Origin of the sequence: Xanthomonas protegens (genome assembly GCF_038442435.1) — a bacterium.
In the GTDB taxonomy this organism is placed as follows: Bacteria; Pseudomonadota; Gammaproteobacteria; order Xanthomonadales; family Xanthomonadaceae; genus Xanthomonas_A; species Xanthomonas_A sontii.
Genome location: NZ_JAQJCQ010000022.1, coordinates 1 through 16,610, shown reverse-complemented (window position 1 = coordinate 16,610; position 16,610 = coordinate 1). Strand labels below are relative to the sequence as shown.

Sequence of the window (16,610 nt, the reverse complement as noted above, 5' to 3'; positions counted from 1 at the left end):
TCGCGCCGAGGTGACCACGTTCCGCGCAGACGTCACTGTCTCTCCCAACGTGCATCGCACGCTCTAGAATCCGGCCATGCTCGTTCGCGCCCTGCTCGTCGTCCTGACCATCCTCAACCTCGGCGTGGCGGTGTGGTGGGCGATGCAGCCGCCGACCCCGCCAGCCGTGCCGATGCCGGCCGTGCCGGCCGGGGTGGCGACGCTGCAACTGGTCAATGAAGCGCCGGCGCCGGCTGCTGCGCCGCCCACGCCGGCTGCCGCGCCTGCCGATGCGCAGGACAGCGCCGTCGCCGCCGATCCAGCCGACTCCGTCCAGGCACCGGCCAGCGCACCAGCGGCTCCCACGAGCGTCGCGCCCGAAATCGCGCCCACTCCACCTGCCGCCGCCCCTGCGCCCGTTCCCGCACAGGCCCAGGCCCAGGCCGAGCTAGCAGCAACGCCGGCCGCCGACGCGGCGGTGTGCCTGAGCGTAGGACCGTACCCGGACCGCGACGCGGCGCAGGCCGCCGTCGCCGCGCTGGCCCCGGGAGCGCTGCGTCCGCGCCTGCGCGAGGCCGCCGATGGCGACGCCACCAGCTTCCGCGTGATCCTGCCGACCATCGGCGGCGAGGACGGCCTCAAACAGGCCACCGAGCGCATCGTCGCCGCCGGCATCCGCGACTATTACCCGTTGCGCCAGGGCGATGCCGGCAACGCCATCGCCCTGGGCCAGTACCGCAGCCGCGAAGGCGCCGAGCGCCGCCGCCAGGAACTGGCCCGTGCCGGCTTCAACGCCGACCTGATCCCCAGCGGCGGCAGCGGCCAGTCGCGCTGGTGGCTGGACCTGCGCGCCGACTCCGCGGCGCAGGCCGCGACCCTGCGCCGCCAGCTCGGCGCCGCACGCCAGCGCACCGTGGACTGCGCCACGCTGCGCTAGAATGCCGCGCCTGCCCGTGCACGGCGCTGCGCCGTAGGGCGTGTCGAGGCCCGCGCCAGCAGGTAGACTGCCCCGGGCCCGCCCGCGGGCGTCGTCCATCTTGCCGCTTTAGCTCAGTCGGTAGAGCAACTGTCTTGTAAACAGTAGGTCATCCGTTCGATTCGGATAAGCGGCACCATCTTCGATCCGCCGGCATCCGCAGATGTCCGCGCTGCGCCATCAACCCGCTGAAACAGCGGGTTTTTGCTTTCTGTCGCGTGCCCTCACGCACATCCAGTCGAGCAGGGAGCAACTGCGCGTCACGCGAGCAGGGCGGTGACGTGGCGGATGGCAAGCACTAAGCAGCACACTCGCGAGGCAACAACCGCTCAACCGAAGCGCGGTTGGATCGCCGCGTGTCGTCGCGAGCTGCGCTATGCGGTTCGCGGCATGGGCAAGGACTGTGCGCGCGCGGAAAGCGGACAACCCTGCCGCTGCAAGAAGGCGATGGCCTCTCTGGTGCGCCGGAGCAGCCCGGTGTTCGCGATGAAGGTCGTCTTCGCTCCCTGGAACTCCAGCACGACGTTCTCGGTTCCCCATGCCTTCCGATAGTCCACCCTGGCGATTTGACGGTACGGACGAGTGCGCGTGCGAAGAACGCGGTACTCCACGTGGTCCGCGTGCAGGATCAGTACGGGGTTCAGGCTGTTGTGCGCCCACGCGAACCAGGGAAGGAACGTGAACCCGGCGAGTGCGGCCTCCAAGGTCACGATCAACGGCTTATCCAAGGTGATCTCCAGAAGCGGCGGCGAAGCTTATCCAGCCGGTGTCGTCGACGTCCAACCATACGTCGTTGACAAGCGTCGCGCCGACTTGCTGCGAGCTTTTTTCGTCGGATGATCCGAGGGAGCGCGCCGGCCCTTATTGGCGAAGCGCGAGCGACGCAGCACGCGCGATACGGTGTCGCCGGTCCTTGGATGCCTGCGTCGACAGCGCGCGCATTGATGCGTTGCCCCTCCAGGCGCGGGTCCCGACTTCTCGCATCAGCCACAGCCGCCGATGTCCTTCTTTTCGTCGCACGCCACCATTCAACACGGCTGCAACTTGTGCACGCGCGCCCCGCCTGCTGCGACGCGGCGAGTCGTGACATGCCGGTCCCGCTAGACTGGGTCACTTTTTTGGCTGGAGCGTATGCGCATGAAGTCGTCCTTTCTGCCGGTGTCCCTGATCGGCGTGCCCACCGACATCGGTGCGGGGCATCGTGGTGCGCGCATGGGGCCGGAAGCGCTGCGCATCGCCGGCCTGCACGAGGCGCTGGCCAATCGTGGCGCCGAGGTGCGCGACATCGGCAACATCGACGGCCCGCGCAATCCCTGGCAGGCGCCGGTCGACGGCTATCGCCACCTGGATGAGGTGGTGGCCTGGAACCGCGCGCTGATGGAGGCCAGCTACGCCGAGCTGTGCGCCGGGCGCATGCCGATCGTGCTCGGCGGCGACCATTGCCTGGGCATCGGTTCGATCACCGCGGTGGCGCGGTACTGCCGCGAGCAGGGCCGCAAGCTGCGCGTGCTGTGGCTGGACGCGCATTCGGACTTCAACACCAGCGAGGTCACGCCGTCGGGCAACGTGCACGGCATGCCGGTGGCCTGCCTGTGCGGGCTGGGGCCGCAGGCGCTGACCGAGCTCGGCGGCAGCGCGCCGGCGCTGCGCCCGGAGCAGGTGCGGCAGATCGGCATCCGCTCGGTCGACCCGGACGAGAAGCGGCTGATCAAGCAGCACCGCGTCGACGTGTACGACATGCGCTACATCGACGAGATGGGCATGAAGCGGACCATGGAAGCGGCGCTGGACGGGCTCGACGCCGACACCCATCTGCACGTCAGCTTCGACGTGGACTTCCTCGACCCCAGCATCGCCCCGGGTGTCGGCACCACCGTGCCCGGTGGCCCCAACTACCGCGAGGCGCAGCTGGTGATGGAGATGATCGCCGACAGCGGGCGCATGGCCTCGCTGGACATCGTGGAACTGAATCCGGTGCTGGACCACCGCAACCTGACCGCGGAGCTGGCCGTGGACCTGGTGGAAAGCCTGTTCGGCAAATCGACCCTGATGCGGGACTGAGGACGCGGGGTCACCCTGAATGGGTCGCCGGTTCATTCACGTGAAATCCACAGTCGTGACGGCAGATTCACCGCCAGACGGTAGCGCGGCGACGCCTATCGCCGCCCACCCCGACCACCTGCGATTGCCGAGGACCACCACGATGAAGCGACTGACCACCCTGTTGATGCTGACCCTGTTCTGCGCTGGCGTGCTGACCGGCTGCAACACCGTTGCCGGCGCCGGCAAGGACATGCAGAAGGCGGGCGAGAAGGTGGAAGACAAGGCGCAGGATTGCAGCGCGGGCAAGTGCTGAGCGCATCGGTCGATCACGGCGGCGGCGCGCCCCGCGAACGACCGATCCGCGAGTTTCGCGCGGCCCCGGTGGCCGCGTTCCATGACCATGAAGGAGTGAACCTATGAAGCGTACGTTTGCGTGGATGCTGCTGGCGATGTTCTCGGTGGGCCTGCTGGCCGGTTGCAACACCGTTGCCGGTGCCGGCAAGGACGTGCAGAAGGCGGGCGAGAAGGTCGAAGACGCCGCCAAGAACTGAGCCTCGTCTCGGTGACCAGAAACGGGTCGGCTTGCCGGCCCGTTTTTTTTGCGCGGCTGCCGACCCACGGCGTAACGGTTCACGATGCTCATGCGTTGCTGACGCTGCATTGATCGGTCCACGACGCGGGCCGCGCGATGCTGCGCGGGCGGCGTACGGCGCCGCTTACACATCACGAGAGATGCCATGAACAAAGACATCATTGCCGGCAAGTGGACCCAGCTCAAGGGCAAGATCAAGGCGCAGTGGGGCGACCTCACCGACGACGACTTCGACGTCGCCGAGGGCAACACCCAGTACCTGGCCGGCAAGCTGCAGGAGCGCTACGGCTGGGCGCGCGATCGCGCCGAGAAGGAAGTGCACGCGTTCCGCGACAGCCTGGGCAAGGAATACCACGACTGAGGCGCACGCCGCCGCAGCGTCGTCGACACGGGCCGCCTTGCGGCCCGTGCTTTTTGGGTGCGCGGGACGCTCAGCGCGCCGGCGGATCGGGCACGTAGTCGCCGGGAAACGCGCTTGGCGCGATCGCCACGCGCCGCGGCGGCAGGTTCCGCGGCAGCACGCCGCGTGCGATCAGCCGTGCGCGACTGTCGTAGCGCAGCTCGGTCCGTTGCATCGGCACGTCGCTGGCGCGCTCGAATTCGGTGACGCGCGAAGGCGACCATTCGCGCGCGCCGTGGCCGGTGCCCAGGCGCTGCTGCACGCGGGCAGCGGAGGTGCCTTCGTGCGCATACGCCCGTGCGTCCGCGGACGGTGCCGCCGCGAGGGGCGCGGCCGCACTGCGTTGCGGGATGTCGGCGGCCGCTGCCGGTGCAGGCGTCGCGTCTGGTGCCGGGACGCCGGGCGTTGCCGCGCGCGCTGTCTCGCCGGCCACCTCCGCTTCGCGCAAGAAGGCATCGGACACGGCCCGCGCTTCATCGAACACCGCCATGCCGATCACGCCGACGTTGCGCGGGCGCCCGGTGCGTGCGGCATAGCTGTCCTCCAGGTCGGTGAACACGAACTGCGCCACGTCCTCGGACGATTTGCGCCACCCGGCGATCTCGGTTTGTTGCCAGGGCGCCAGCACATAGCCGCGCTGGTCGCTGGCCGCGGTCTGGCCACTGACCGCGTTGACGCCGTCCACCGACAGCACCACCAGCACCCGCGCGCCGGTCAGGTTGGTCAGGCGCAGCGCGTAGCGGTGGCCGGGCGTGGCGGCGATCCAGCGCTCGCCGCGCCAGGCATGCGCGGGCAGCGGGTCGTCGCCGGCATCGCGATCGATCACCTGGAGCTGCACCGCCGGCGCCGATGTCGGCGGCGAAGGCCATGGACGAAAGCCGCACAGCCCGCCGATGCACAGCAGCGCGAAAGCGAGCACGGCGAGGGAACGGGAACGGCGGGGCAGGGAAGGAGCGGGAACGTGCATCGTGGCGACTCCAGGACGGGGACGCCGGATTGAACGCACCACGCGCCGGAACGGGGTTGCCGCGCAGCGGGTAAACTCGCTGGGTTTCCCCCTGACCGTCCATTCCGCATGACCACCCGCGTTCTCACCGGCATCACCACCTCCGGCACGCCGCACCTGGGCAACTACGTCGGCGCCATCCGTCCCGCGCTGCAGGCCAGCCGGCGTCCCGGCATCGAGAGTTTCTTCTTCCTGGCCGACCTGCACAGCCTGATCAAGGCGCAGGACCCGGCGCGGACCCAGCGCTCGACCCTGGAGATCGCGGCGACCTGGCTGGCGGCGGGGCTGGATCCGGCGCAGGTGTGGTTCTACCGCCAGTCGGACGTGCCGGAGACCAACGAGCTGACCTGGTTCCTGACCTGCGTCGCCGGCAAGGGCATCCTCAATCGCGCGCACGCCTACAAGGCCGCGGTGGACAAGAACCGCGCCGACGGCGAGGACGACGATGCCGGGGTCACCGCCGGCTTGTTCATGTATCCGGTGCTGATGGCCGCCGACATCCTGCTGTTCAAGGCGCAGCAGGTGCCGGTGGGCCGCGACCAGATCCAGCACATCGAGATGGCGCGCGATTTCGCGCAACGCTTCAACCACGTCTACGGCCGCGAGCACTTCGTCCTGCCCGACGCGCTGATCGACGAGCAGGTGGCGACGCTGCCCGGGCTGGACGGGCGCAAGATGAGCAAGAGCTACGACAACACCATTCCGCTGTTCGCCCCGCGCGAGGAGCTGAAGAAGCGGGTGTTCGCCATCGTCACCGATTCGCGCGCGCCCGGCGAGCCGAAGGAGACCGAGGGTTCGGCGCTGTTCCAGCTGTACCAGGCCTTCGCCAGCGCCGAGGAGACGGCCGCGTTCGCGCAGGCGTTCGCCGCCGGCATTGGCTGGGGCGAGGCCAAGCAGCAGCTGTTCGAACGCATCGATGCCGAGATCGCGCCGATGCGGGTGCGCTACGAGGCGCTGATGGCGCGTCCGCAGGACATCGAGGCGATCCTGCGCGACAACGCGCAGCGCCTGCGCGAACGCTATGCGATCCCGTTCCTGGCCGAGCTGCGGCACGCGGTGGGCCTGCGCGACCTGTCGGCGCAGGCCGATGGCGCCACCGAAGCGGCGACCGCCAAGCAGGCGCTGCCGAGCTTCAAGCAGTACCGCGAAGCCGATGGCCAGTTCTACTTCAAGCTGCTCGATGGCGAGGGCGTGCTGCTGTTGCAGAGCGGCGGCTTCGCCTCGCCGCGCGATGCCGGGCAGATCATCGCCGCGCTCAAGCAGGCCGCGCAGGCCGACGCGCTGCAGGCGGCGCCGGTAACCCTGGAAGCACCGGCCGAGACGGTGCTGGCGGCGCTGGCGCGGCTGCGCGAGGCGGGCTGAGCGCTCGCACGGCGGTCCGTCGTAGGAGCGGCTTCAGCCGCGACAGGCATTCCTCGGAATGCCTGTCGCCTAGGAATGCCTGTCGCGGCTGAAGCGGCTCCGACAGGGCGGCACTAGTCTTGTCGGAGGATTGGATTGTGGGAGGGACTTCAGTCCCGACGACGGAGGGTGTCAGGCGGCGTTCGGCTTCGCCTGTCGCGGCTGCATGACGGTCGACTCCTACAGACCAATGACGCGTTCCATTGCGACATCCGAAGCACGTGTGTTTGCCGGCCGCAGGCAGTCGGGACTGAAGTCCCTCCCGCAATGGGCTGTCGGGTCTCCGGCGTTTCCGTTATTCGTCCTCATCCGGTCCTTGCCGCCCGGCACTGGCAGGGCTCTCCATACCGCCTAGAATGGAGCCTCGCCCAGCCACGCTTCTGCGCCATGCCACGCGATCCCAGCATCCATCTCGTCGATACCGGCTTCCAGCGCGCGCAGTTCGATGCCGCCTACCTGATCGTGGAGAACGGGCGCGGCGCCTTCGTCGACTGCGGCACCAGCCATGCCGTGCCGGTGCTGCTGGACGCCCTGGCGCACGCCGGTCTGGCGCCTGCCGACGTGGACTGGCTGATCCTTACCCACGTGCACCTGGACCATGCCGGCGGTGCGGGTGCGCTGCTGCAGCACCTGCCGAACGCGCGCCTGCTGGTGCATCCGCGCGGTGCGCCGCACATGATCGATCCGGCGCGGCTGATCGCCGGCGCCACCGCGGTGTACGGCGAGGCGGAGATGGCGCGCAGCTACGGCAGCATCGTGCCGGTGCCGGCGGAGCGCGTGGTGGTGGCCGAGGACGGCCATCGCCTGTCGCTGGCCGGGCGCGAGCTGTTGTGCATCGACACCCCGGGGCATGCCCGCCATCACCTGTGCGTGTGGGACGCACGCAGCCGCAGCTGGTTCAGCGGCGACACCTTCGGCCTGTCCTACCGCGAGCTGGACAGCGCGCGCGGCGCGTTCGCGATCCCGACCTCGTCGCCGGTGCAGTTCGAGCCGGAAGCGATGCAGGCCTCGATCCAGCGCATGCTCGGCTACGCGCCGCAGACGCTGTATCTGACCCACTACGGCCCGGTGGGGGGCGCCGAGACGCTGGCGGCGGAACTGCTGGAGCAACTGGAAGCGATGGTGGCGATCGCGCGCGGCTGCGACGGCCGTTCCGACCGCCATCGCTGCCTGGTCGCGGCGCTGACCGCGCTGTATCTGGAGCGGGCGCGGCTGCATGGCTGTCCGCTGGACGATGCCGGCGTGGAGCGCGTGCTGCACATGGACATCGAACTCAATGCGCAGGGCCTGGCCTGCTGGCTGGATCGTCCCGCGCGCTGAACGGCGGCCGGTTTCGCGCACGCGAAGGCGTCGCCGTGCTGTCTCGGCACGACGCCATTCTCTACACTGTGCGGCCCGCTTGTTGCCAGGTCGTGACCGTGAACCCGATGCGCATGTTGCTGCTGTCCGCTTCCCTGTTCATGGGAGGTGCGGCACAGGCGGCCAACGATGCGCTGGCCGGCGATGCGGGCGGCGAAGCCGATGCCTTGGAGCGGCATGCCTTGCCGGCGAACAGCGATCCGGCCGAGGCCTGTGGTCCGGCGATGCCTGGCTGAGCGACGCCGGTCGAGCGACATACGAGTGCCGTCACCGCACGTTGGCTGCGCAGTGCCGGAGCCGTTGGCCGGCGACACGCGCGGTTGCGTTGGGTTTCGCGGGAGAAAGGGGTCTTCGCTGGCGGCGCAAGGCCACGTGTAGGAGCGGCTTCAGCCGCGACGGGGTGTCACCGGTAATGCCTGTCGCGGCTGAAGCCGCTCCTACGAGAGAACACTGCGGTGTTCGGCAAGGCAGCGAAAAGCGCGCACTAGAAGTGCACGGAAACAGGTTCTACCGGGCCAGACGCATGAGGGCGTCGCAAGGCGACCATGCAGCGTTGCTCAGGCAGTGGTGTCGATCAACCCGCCGACGATGCCCTGGTTGAGCAGGTCGCCGGTGACCGTGCCGCTGAGGCTGGGATTGGACTGCAGCAGCGACGACAGCTGCGGGGTCAGGCCCTGGCTGCTGAAGACGCCGGAGGCGTTGTACAGGCCCGGGGTCGACGGCGGCGCGGTGATGGTGCCGAGCAGGCCCTGGTCGTACGTCTGCGTGGCCTGGTCGAGGGTGGGATACGGCGCGGTGCCGGTCGAGGTCGACGTGCCGGTGGACGAAGTCGACGTGCCGGTCGTCGAGTTGGAGCTGCCGGCAGACGAAGCCGAGGCCGCATCGGTCGGGCCGGCACTGACGATGCTGTTGAACAGCCCGGCCGCGTTGTAGGTCAGGCCGGTGTTGGCCGGGGTGGTTCCCGCGAGGCCGCCGAGGCTGAAGATCACCGAGGCCTCGCCGGACAATTCCACCGCCTGCTGCACCGCTGCCGGGTCGTCGCTGGCCACGATCGGGTTGCCGGCTTGAGCCGAACCGCTGGAGGCACTCGCTGCGGAAAAGCCATAGGGCGACGCGCCGTAGGGAGTGACGGTGCCGAGCGGCGACAGTGCGGTATCGATGGCCATGGCGGTGCGCAGCGAGCAGGTGTGTGTGCGTACAGATACGCCCGTGCGGCTGAACCGTCTCTTAGGTTTTTCGGGGGCTGCGGAGCGCCGGAACGGGCTGCAGTTGCGCTGTCATGGACGTCGGCTGATCGGTGGAAACTTCAGGGGTCAGAACTGCATGGAGCAGCACACTCCTTGCGCGAGGCCGATCTCGTTTATTCCGCCAGAGTGCGGCACGGGTCGGCCATGCACAGTGGCGGCAGCTGACGCGACTTGGTTGAGATCCTTCATCTCCTGCGCGCTGCTGGTCTGGTTGTTGGCGCGCCCATGCGGACCTGCAGCACCGCGGCCTGGTGATGACGGTGGAGCGCCAGGTGCCGCTGGCGGTGGCTGCGGTGACAGTGTGGATGCCCGTGCGGCGCCCGACGCGTCGTCGCGCCAACGGCTCATCACTGCCTCGTCGCGCCGACGCGACCTTGAGGCAGGCGGCGCCCTCAATGCGATGGGCGGCGTGGCTTGGCCGGTTTGCAGGGATACCGTTTGGCCAAGGCCTGCACGACCAGGTCGCTGGCGCGCTCGTCCAGGCGCGCGTCGGGCAGCGCGCCGAGATCGGCGGCCAGGGCCTGCACATCCGGTGGACCGGACTGGCTGGCCGGTCGGCACCATCGCGTTCCCTCGCTGCCGGCCGCGATGCCGAGCATGTAGGCGGCCGCCGTGCGCGAAGACACCATGACCCGCAGTTCCTGCGGTTGCTGTGGGCCCAGGTCGTCTGCCAGCGAGCCGTCCAGCGGGGCTTCCAGCAACTGATGTCCGTTCAAGTCCCAGGGTCCGGCAGGCGGGCGTGCCGCGCTGTTGCTGCCGAGCGCCGCCAGCAAGGGCAGCGCGAGCCAGGTGCGGTGTGATGTCATCCACGACTCCTTTCTCGACGAGTGGTCTGTACGCCGCGGCAACGCGCCGCGCGCGGGCGAGAGGGCTTGCGCGCAGACCAGGTGCTCTAGAATAGCGCCCCTGCTGTCTCTGGCGCCGTCCGATGCCTTCTGCTCCTGTCGCCGCTGCGCCTGCGCGCGGCGGCTTCGTCGTTCTCGCCCTGTTCCTGGTCTATGTCGTCTGGGGCTCGACCTATCTGGCGATCCGCTTCGCCCTGGAGGGCGGCGCGCCGCCGTTGAGCGTGGTCTCCGGCACGCGCTTCGTGATCGCCGGCAGCGTGCTGTACGCGGTGCTGCGCTGGCGCGGGGTGGCCGCGCCCACGCGCGCGCAGTGGCGGCCGCTGGCCATGCTCGGCGCGCTCATGCTGGTCTGCGGCAACGGCCTGGTGGTGCTGGCCGAGCGTCAGGTGTCCTCGGGGCTGGCGGCGGTGGCGGTGGCCTCGGTGCCGCTGTGGATGGCGCTGTTCGGCACGCTGCGCGGCCATCATGCCAGCCGCGGCGAATGGCTGGGGATCGTGGTCGGCTTCGCCGGCGTGGTGTGGCTCAACGCCGGCAGCAGTCTCAATGCCAGCCCGCTGGGCCTGGTGCTGCTGTTGATCGCGCCGGTTGGCTGGGCGTTCGGCTCGGTCTGGTCGCGCGGGCGCGATCTGCCGATGCCGTTCATGGCCGCCGCCGGGCAGATGCTGTGCGGCGGAGTCATGCTGGTGGCGATCGGCCTGCTCAGCGGCGAACGCCTGCACACGCTGCCGAGCGCGCAGGGGATGCTGGCGGTGGCCTACCTGTGCGTGTTCGGCTCGATCGTCGCCTTCACCGCCTACGTGTGGCTGCTGCAGAACGTGCGCCCGGCGCTGGCCGGCAGCTATGCCTACGTCAATCCGGTGATCGCGGTGGCGCTGGGCAGCTGGCTCGGCAGCGAACGCTTCAGCGCCAGCGATTTCGGTGCGATGGCGGTGATCCTGGCCGGCGTGGTGGTGATCACCGTGGCGAGGACCCGGCGATGACAACGGTCGCCGCGCAGGAGGCCCGGCGCGGCCTGTGGATCACCGCGGCGACCTTCGCGCTGTGGGGCGTGGTGCCGGTGTACTGGCACCTGCTGCAGGCGGTGCCGTCGCCGCACATCATCGCCCACCGCATCGTCTGGAGCACGCTGCTGGTGGTGGCCTGGCTGGTGTACAGCGCACGCCTGCAGTGGTGGCGGCGCATCGCCGCGCAGCCGCGCGCGCTGGCCACGCTGGCGCTGAGCAGCCTGGCGATCGCCTTCAACTGGGGCCTGTATATCTGGGCGGTCAATGCCGGCCATGTGATCGAGACCAGCCTGGGCTACTTCATCAATCCGCTGGTCAACGTGCTGCTCGGCGTGCTGGTGCTGCATGAGCGGCTGCGCCCGCTGCAGTGGCTGGCGGTGGCCTGCGCCGCGCTTGGCGTGGCCTGGCTGACCGTCGACGCCGGCACGCTGCCGTGGATCGCGCTGGGCCTGGCCGGCTCGTTCGGGCTGTACGGCCTGCTGCGCAAGCTGGTGCAGGTGGATGCGGTGGCCGGGCTGGGCGTGGAGAGCCTGTACCTGTTCCTGCCGGCGCTGGGCTTCGTGCTGTGGGGCGAGGCCGGCCACGGCGGTGGCTTCGCCGGCGCGTGGGGCTGGCGCAACGACCTGCTGTTGGCATTCGGCGGCGTGGTCACCGCGGTGCCGCTGATCGGTTTCGCCTACGGCGTGCGGCGCATCCCGCTGTCGCTGGTGGGGCTGCTGCAGTACATCGCGCCGAGCCTGCAGTTGCTGCTGGGCGTGTGGTTCTTCCGCGAGCCGTTCGACGCCGGCAAGGCGATCGGCTTCGCCGCGATCTGGATCGGATTGCTGTTGTTCGCCGGCGAAAGTCTTTGGCGGTCCGGCGTGTGGCGGCGAGCGGAGATTGGGGAGTAGGGATTCGGGATTGGCAAGAGCAGCAGGACAGCCGCTGTTACGAATCCCCAATCCCGACTCCCTAATCCCGACTCATCCGCGGCTACCGCTCGCGGCCGGCCCACCGGTCAACTGCAGCTCGGGGTCCGCACGCGGCGGCAGCGGCTGCGGGCAGCGGCCGCCGTGGCTCGGCGACTGCAGGTCGGCGAACCAGTCCTCCACGGTCGGCGCCAGCAGGTCCAGCCGCATCGGCAGGCTCAGGTGGTTCTCGCCGGGCATCTCCAGGTAGTGCGCGCGCGGCGCGTCCAGCGCCAGCAGGCGGCCGTGCGTCACCGGGATGTGCTGGTCGGCGCTGCCGTGCAGCAGCAGCACGCAGGCCGGTGCGGCGCGGGCGGCGGCGGTGACGTCGACCTGGTCCAGGTTCAGCGCCAGGCGCTGGTTGGCGTTGGCGATCACCGCGTCCAGGTTCTGCCCGCCGTAGCGCCAGCGTGCCAGGTCCATCGCCGCGCTGGCCATCCAGCCGCGCGGGCGGCTGGCGAGCATGTGCGGGATCATGTCGCGGATGCCGCGGCCGGCGTTGGCGAAGGACTCCATCGCGACCACGCCGTCGACCTGGTCGCCGAGCTTCTGCGCGGCGAACAGGGCGGTGGCCGCGCCGTAGGACACGCCGAACAGGTACACCGGGCCCTGCACCTCGCCGCTGGCGCGCAGGGCGCGGATCACCGCGACCACGTCGTCGGACTCGCGGGTGCCGTAGCCGGCCGGGCCGCCACCGGAGCGGCCGTGGTTGCGCAGGTCGATGCTGATGCTGCGGTAGCCGGCCTGGGCCAGGTCCAGCGACCACGGCAGCAGCGAGTCGCCGTCCATCATCCAGCCGTGCAGCAGCACCACGGTGCCGCGCGGGGCCATGTGCGAGGCAGGCGCCGGGGTGCCCACGTCCATGGCGAAGTCGGCATGCTCGTGGCCGCTGGCGTCGCGGCCGGCGTGCTCGTAGCGATAGCGCATGTGGTAGTCGCCCGGGTCGATGGCGCGCCAGAAGATCGGGATGCCGCCCGGCACCACCACGTGGCCGCTGCGGTTGGGCAGGGTCGCCAGCAGGCTCTGGATGCGCTCCTCGTCCATCAGCGGCGACACGCCGCCCGGCGCGACCAGGCGGTCGCTGAGCGAGGTGGAGGAGCAGGCGCTCAACCACAGGCTGGCGCAGAGGACGAGCAGCAGGCGCAGGCGCGAGGACATGGGCGTGGCGGCGTGGAACCAAATGGCCGCGCAGGCTAGCGCCTCGGCGGCGGCCGTTCTACCGCGTTTCGATGACGGAACGATGACGCGTCAGCCGCCATTGGGCCGGGCCGGGACACGTGTCCCGGCCCGGCGCGTTCAGCCCTGGCGCTACAGCGCGCGCAGGGCGGTGGTGATCGGCAGCCGCGCCGCGCGCAGCGCCGGGAACAGGCCGCCGACCAGGCCGATGCCCAGCGCCCACTTCAGCCCGGTCCACAGCAGCGGCGGCGACACCTTGAACTGGAACACCACCTGGCTGAAGTTGCTGCCCAGGGTGGAGACGCTGTAGCCGTTGAAGATCGCCCAGGCGATCAGCCCGCCCAGCACCCCGCCGAGCAGCGCCAGCAGCATGGTCTCCAGCATCACCGCCACCACCACCGGCAACCCGCGGAAGCCCAGCGCGCGCATCGTGGCGATCTCGCGGGCACGGGTGGCGACCGCCGCGTACATGGTGTTGAGCGCGCCGAACACCGCGCCGATCGCCATGATGGTGCCGATGAAGGTGCCCAGCACTTCCAGCACCTTGCTGAGGTTGCCGCCCTGCTTGCGGTAGTACTCGCGGGTGGTGAACACGTCCAGCTTCAGCCGCGGGTCGGCGTCCATCGCCGCCTTGAACTGGCGGAAGCCGTCCTGGCCCTGGGTGCGCACGCTGATCGACTGGTAGGCGCTGCGGTTGTAGGTGGTGGCCAGGGTCTGGGTGTCGGTCCACAGCTCCGAGTCGTGCGCGTCGCCGCTGGCGAACACGCCGACCACGGTCCAGGCCTGGTTGCCCAGGGTCAGGGTCTGGCCGAGCTGCAGGCCGCGGAACTGCGATTGCGCGCCCTTGCCGACCACGATCTCGCGCAGGCCCGGCTTGAAGCGACGGCCCTGCAAAATCTTGACCTTGTCGTGCACCGCCCAGCCCTGCTCGCCGACGCCGCGGAACTGCGCGTTGACGTCGGTGCCGTCGGACTTGGACTGCAGGTTCACCACCTGCGACAACTCCGGCGAGACCAGTGGGCGGTTGTCGGTGCCGCGCGCCACGCCGGCCAGGCTGGCGATCAAGGGCACCTGGTCGCGGGTGATGACCGAGTTGGTCTCGGCCTGCGAGCCGCCGCGCAGGACGATGGCGGTGGTGTCGTCGCCGGTGCTGTCCAGGGTCGCCTGGAAGCCCTGGCCCATCGCCAGCATCGCCACCAGCACGCCGACCACGCCGGCGATGCCGACCACGATCACCGAACTGGCGCCCCAGCGCTGCGGCAGGCTGGCGATGCCGATGCGCGCAGCGGCCAGCGACAGCCGGCCGCTGCGCGTGACCAGCAGCAGCACGGCGAGCACCGCCACCAGCGCCAGCACCAGGAACCAGGGCAGGGCGATCCAGATTCCCAGGCCGAGCGCCAGCGCCGCGATCGCCAGGACATTCCATAACCATTGCATCTTCATTGCGTTGTTCCTCGGGTCTGCGTTGCCGTCCGTGGCCTCGCTGTGCTGGAGAGAAGGGGCGGGCTCAGCGCCCGGCCAGGGCGTCGACGATCTTCAGCCGCTGCGCGCGCAGCGCCGGCAGCAGGCCGACCACCACGCCGATGACCAGCATCAGTGCCGCGCCGATCAGCCAGGTCTGCAGCGGCACCGCGTGCACCGGCAGCGCGCCGCGGCTGGCGCTGGCCAGCACCGGGATCGCCGCCGCCGCCAGTGCCATGCCGAGCAGGCCGCCGAGCACGATCAGCAGCACCGACTCCACGATCACCAGGGTCAGCACCGTGCGGTCCTGGAAGCCCAGGGTCTTGAGCGTGGCCAGTTCCGGGATGCGTTCGCGCACGGCCTGCGCCATGGTGTTGCCGGTCAGCAGCACCAGGGTGAAGAACACCGCGCCCATGATCGAGGTGACGATCAGGCCGATGTCGGCGAACTGCTTGACGAAGGCCTGCTGAAACGCCGACTCGGTCTGCGACTTGGTCTCGTGGTCGGAGTTGGCCGACAGCGCATCGATCGCCTGCGCCACCCGCGAGGCGTGTTCGGGGTTGTCCAGCCGCACCGTGTACCAGCTGACCTTGCCCTTGATGTAGTCGTTGCTCTCGTCGAAGTACTTCCAGTTCATCATCAACTGGTTTTCCGCCTGCACGTTGGCGCGGTCCTTGGCGCGGAAGATCGCCTTCAGTTCCAGCGGCCAGTCGTTGCTGCCGCCGCGCGGGAAGATGGTGGCCTGCAGCGGGATCACGTCGCCGACCTTCCAGCCGTTCTTCTTCGCCAGCGCTTCGCCCACCGCCGCACCGGTGCGGGTGTCGCGGAAGGCCTTGAGCTGCTCCGGCGGCATCTCGTATTCGCTGTACACGTCGAAGAAGTTCGGCGCCACCGAGAAGTTGGGGAAGAAATCCTTGGGATCCTTGTAGATGCCGCCGAACCACATCGCATAGGTCACGTCGCGCACGCCCGGCACGCTGCGGATCTGCGCTTCCAGGCGCACCGGCAGCGACTGGGTGATCGACAGGCGCGAGGCCACGACCAGGCGGTTGACGCCCTCCACCGAGCCGCCGGCGGTGAACGCGACGCGCACCGAGTCGAGCAGGCCGAACAGCAGGAACGCGACGATCACCGAGAACAGGGTCAGCACTGTCCGCGTCTTGCTGCGGAACAGTTGCGCCCAGATCAACGAAAAATACTTCATGGCATCGCCTCGCTCAGTGCGCGGCCGGCGCGTCGGCCAGCTCGCCCTTGTCCAGGTGCACGGTATGGGTGGCGTACTCGGCGGCCTTGGGATCGTGGGTGACCATGACGATGGTCTTGCCGTGGCTGCGGTTGAGTTCCTGCAGCAGGCCCAGCACGTCCTCGGCCGAGCGCCGGTCCAGGTCGCCGGTGGGTTCGTCGCAGATCAGGAAGGTGGGATCGGAGACGATGGCGCGGGCGATGGCCACGCGCTGCTGCTGGCCGCCGGACAGTTCGCTGGGCTTGTGGTTGCGGCGCTCGGCCAGGCCGACCAGGGTCAGCGCGATTTCGGCGTTGCGCTTACGCTGGGCGGCGCTGAGCGAGGTCAGCAGCAGCGGCAGTTCGACGTTCTTCTGCGCGGTGAGCATCGGCATCAGGTTGTAGAACTGGAACACGAAGCCGACGTGGTGGCTGCGCCAGGTGGCGAGCTGCCCGCCGCTCATGCGGTCGATGCGCTGGCCTTCGATCTCGATCTCGCCGCCGCTGGGCGAATCCAGCCCGCCGATCAGGTTGAGCAGGGTGGTCTTGCCGGAGCCGGACGGACCCATCAGGGCGACGAAGTCGCCGCGGGCGATATCCAGGTCGATGCCGTGCAGGACCTGGACTTTCTCGGGGCCGCGCTGGTAGGTCTTGGTGACGTTGCGCAGGGTGACGAGGGTGGACATGGTGGTGTTCCTGGCGGTGGACAAGGTGGAGGCGATGCGATCGCCGATGGGCGAGGGGATTGCCGTTGCTGTTGCTGTTGCTGTTGCAGGTGCAGGTGCAGGTGCAGGTGCAGGTGCACTTGTTGCTGTTGTTTCTGCTGTTGCTGTTGCTGTTGTTCTTGTTCTTGTTCTTGTTCTTGCTTTTGACTTGCCGGGTTCCCTTCCGAAGCGGCGGCCAGCGCGGGGAAAAACCCGAAGGGCGGCGTACATGGATGTACGCCGTCCGCG

The 16,610-nt window shown here is 69.5% G+C and carries 19 protein-coding genes and 1 tRNA gene; 12 read left to right on the top strand and 8 right to left on the bottom strand.

Translation table 11 applies throughout. From position 1 onward, the window contains the following. Positions 1-76 precede the first annotated feature (76 nt). Both PIQ37_RS19355 and PIQ37_RS19350 read left to right on the top strand, forming a co-directional pair. Positions 77-916: an SPOR domain-containing protein gene (locus tag PIQ37_RS19355; RefSeq protein WP_342074713.1), complete on the top strand. Its 840-nt coding sequence runs from the start codon at positions 77-79 to the stop codon at positions 914-916. Between the two features lie 102 nt (positions 917-1,018). Next, positions 1,019-1,094 (top strand) — tRNA-Thr (locus PIQ37_RS19350). Positions 1,095-1,329: 235 nt separating this feature from the next. Here PIQ37_RS19350 and PIQ37_RS19345 read toward each other — a convergent pair. Beyond that, on the bottom strand, positions 1,330-1,683 hold the full coding sequence (locus PIQ37_RS19345; protein ID WP_342074712.1) for a hypothetical protein: 354 nt from the start codon (positions 1,681-1,683) through the stop codon (positions 1,330-1,332). A 409-nt stretch (positions 1,684-2,092) separates the two neighbouring features. Between PIQ37_RS19345 and rocF the strand changes: the two genes are divergently transcribed. The 4 genes from rocF (at position 2,093) to PIQ37_RS19325 (ending at position 3,951) form a co-directional block, all read left to right on the top strand. Beyond that, entirely contained in the window at positions 2,093-3,016 is a 924-nt protein-coding gene (rocF, locus tag PIQ37_RS19340; RefSeq protein WP_342074711.1) for an arginase, read from the top strand. 142 nt (positions 3,017-3,158) lie between these two features. Beyond that, positions 3,159-3,311: an entericidin A/B family lipoprotein gene (locus tag PIQ37_RS19335; RefSeq protein ID WP_010341023.1), complete on the top strand. Its 153-nt coding sequence runs from the start codon at positions 3,159-3,161 to the stop codon at positions 3,309-3,311. A gap of 103 nt (positions 3,312-3,414) precedes the next feature. Beyond that, complete coding sequence (locus tag PIQ37_RS19330; protein WP_160966335.1) at positions 3,415-3,549, top strand: entericidin A/B family lipoprotein; 135 nt, start codon at positions 3,415-3,417, stop codon at positions 3,547-3,549. A gap of 186 nt (positions 3,550-3,735) precedes the next feature. Next, the gene (locus PIQ37_RS19325) at positions 3,736-3,951 is read left to right on the top strand and encodes a CsbD family protein (RefSeq protein ID WP_010341025.1); all 216 of its coding nucleotides are present in this window, start codon (positions 3,736-3,738) and stop codon (positions 3,949-3,951) included. 70 nt (positions 3,952-4,021) lie between these two features. Here the strand turns inward: PIQ37_RS19325 and PIQ37_RS19320 are convergent, their stop codons facing one another. Further along, complete coding sequence (locus PIQ37_RS19320; protein ID WP_407137029.1) at positions 4,022-4,957, bottom strand: hypothetical protein; 936 nt, start codon at positions 4,955-4,957, stop codon at positions 4,022-4,024. Between the two features lie 108 nt (positions 4,958-5,065). Here PIQ37_RS19320 and PIQ37_RS19315 point away from each other — a divergent pair, with 108 nt between their 5' ends. The 3 genes from PIQ37_RS19315 to PIQ37_RS19305 all read left to right on the top strand — a co-directional run bounded on the left by PIQ37_RS19315 (position 5,066) and on the right by PIQ37_RS19305 (position 7,992). Further along, the gene (locus tag PIQ37_RS19315) at positions 5,066-6,358 is read left to right on the top strand and encodes a tryptophan--tRNA ligase (protein WP_342074709.1); all 1,293 of its coding nucleotides are present in this window, start codon (positions 5,066-5,068) and stop codon (positions 6,356-6,358) included. A gap of 426 nt (positions 6,359-6,784) precedes the next feature. Further along, positions 6,785-7,717 (top strand): MBL fold metallo-hydrolase, encoded by a 933-nt coding sequence (locus tag PIQ37_RS19310; RefSeq protein WP_342074708.1) that lies wholly within the window; start codon positions 6,785-6,787, stop codon positions 7,715-7,717. A 107-nt stretch (positions 7,718-7,824) separates the two neighbouring features. Further along, positions 7,825-7,992, top strand: a complete 168-nt coding sequence (locus PIQ37_RS19305; RefSeq protein ID WP_407137034.1) for a peptidase — start codon at positions 7,825-7,827, stop codon at positions 7,990-7,992. 321 nt (positions 7,993-8,313) lie between these two features. Here the strand turns inward: PIQ37_RS19305 and PIQ37_RS19300 are convergent, their stop codons facing one another. Together PIQ37_RS19300 and PIQ37_RS19295 are read right to left on the bottom strand one after the other, a co-directional pair. Beyond that, positions 8,314-8,922: a hypothetical protein gene (locus PIQ37_RS19300; RefSeq protein ID WP_342074707.1), complete on the bottom strand. Its 609-nt coding sequence runs from the start codon at positions 8,920-8,922 to the stop codon at positions 8,314-8,316. 473 nt (positions 8,923-9,395) lie between these two features. Next, complete coding sequence (locus PIQ37_RS19295) at positions 9,396-9,809, bottom strand: Rap1a/Tai family immunity protein (RefSeq protein ID WP_342074706.1); 414 nt, start codon at positions 9,807-9,809, stop codon at positions 9,396-9,398. Between the two features lie 122 nt (positions 9,810-9,931). On the opposite strand from PIQ37_RS19295, the gene yedA reads away from it, so the two are divergent. Next, positions 9,932-10,828 (top strand): drug/metabolite exporter YedA, encoded by an 897-nt coding sequence (gene yedA / locus PIQ37_RS19290; RefSeq protein ID WP_267082224.1) that lies wholly within the window; start codon positions 9,932-9,934, stop codon positions 10,826-10,828. Beyond that, positions 10,825-11,742, top strand: coding sequence for an EamA family transporter RarD (gene rarD / locus PIQ37_RS19285; RefSeq protein ID WP_342074705.1), 918 nt, complete (start codon positions 10,825-10,827; stop codon positions 11,740-11,742). The genes yedA and rarD overlap by 4 nt, the downstream gene beginning before the upstream one ends. Positions 11,743-11,814: 72 nt before the next feature. On the opposite strand, the gene PIQ37_RS19280 is transcribed toward rarD, so the two are convergent. The 4 genes from PIQ37_RS19280 to PIQ37_RS19265 form a co-directional block, all read right to left on the bottom strand. Next, positions 11,815-12,957 (bottom strand): alpha/beta fold hydrolase, encoded by a 1,143-nt coding sequence (locus PIQ37_RS19280; RefSeq protein ID WP_043093604.1) that lies wholly within the window; start codon positions 12,955-12,957, stop codon positions 11,815-11,817. Between the two features lie 150 nt (positions 12,958-13,107). Then, a complete protein-coding gene (locus tag PIQ37_RS19275; RefSeq protein WP_342074704.1) occupies positions 13,108-14,418 on the bottom strand; it encodes an ABC transporter permease in 1,311 nt (436 codons plus the stop codon). Positions 14,419-14,482: 64 nt separating this feature from the next. After that, entirely contained in the window at positions 14,483-15,640 is a 1,158-nt protein-coding gene (locus PIQ37_RS19270; protein ID WP_342074703.1) for an ABC transporter permease, read from the bottom strand. Between the two features lie 13 nt (positions 15,641-15,653). Continuing rightward, on the bottom strand, positions 15,654-16,343 hold the full coding sequence (locus PIQ37_RS19265; RefSeq protein ID WP_017908954.1) for an ABC transporter ATP-binding protein: 690 nt from the start codon (positions 16,341-16,343) through the stop codon (positions 15,654-15,656). On the opposite strand from PIQ37_RS19265, the gene PIQ37_RS19260 reads away from it, so the two are divergent. Next, a partial coding sequence (locus PIQ37_RS19260) for a hypothetical protein (protein WP_342074702.1) occupies positions 16,342-16,610 on the top strand: 269 nt, incomplete at its 3' end. The genes PIQ37_RS19265 and PIQ37_RS19260 overlap by 2 nt on opposite strands.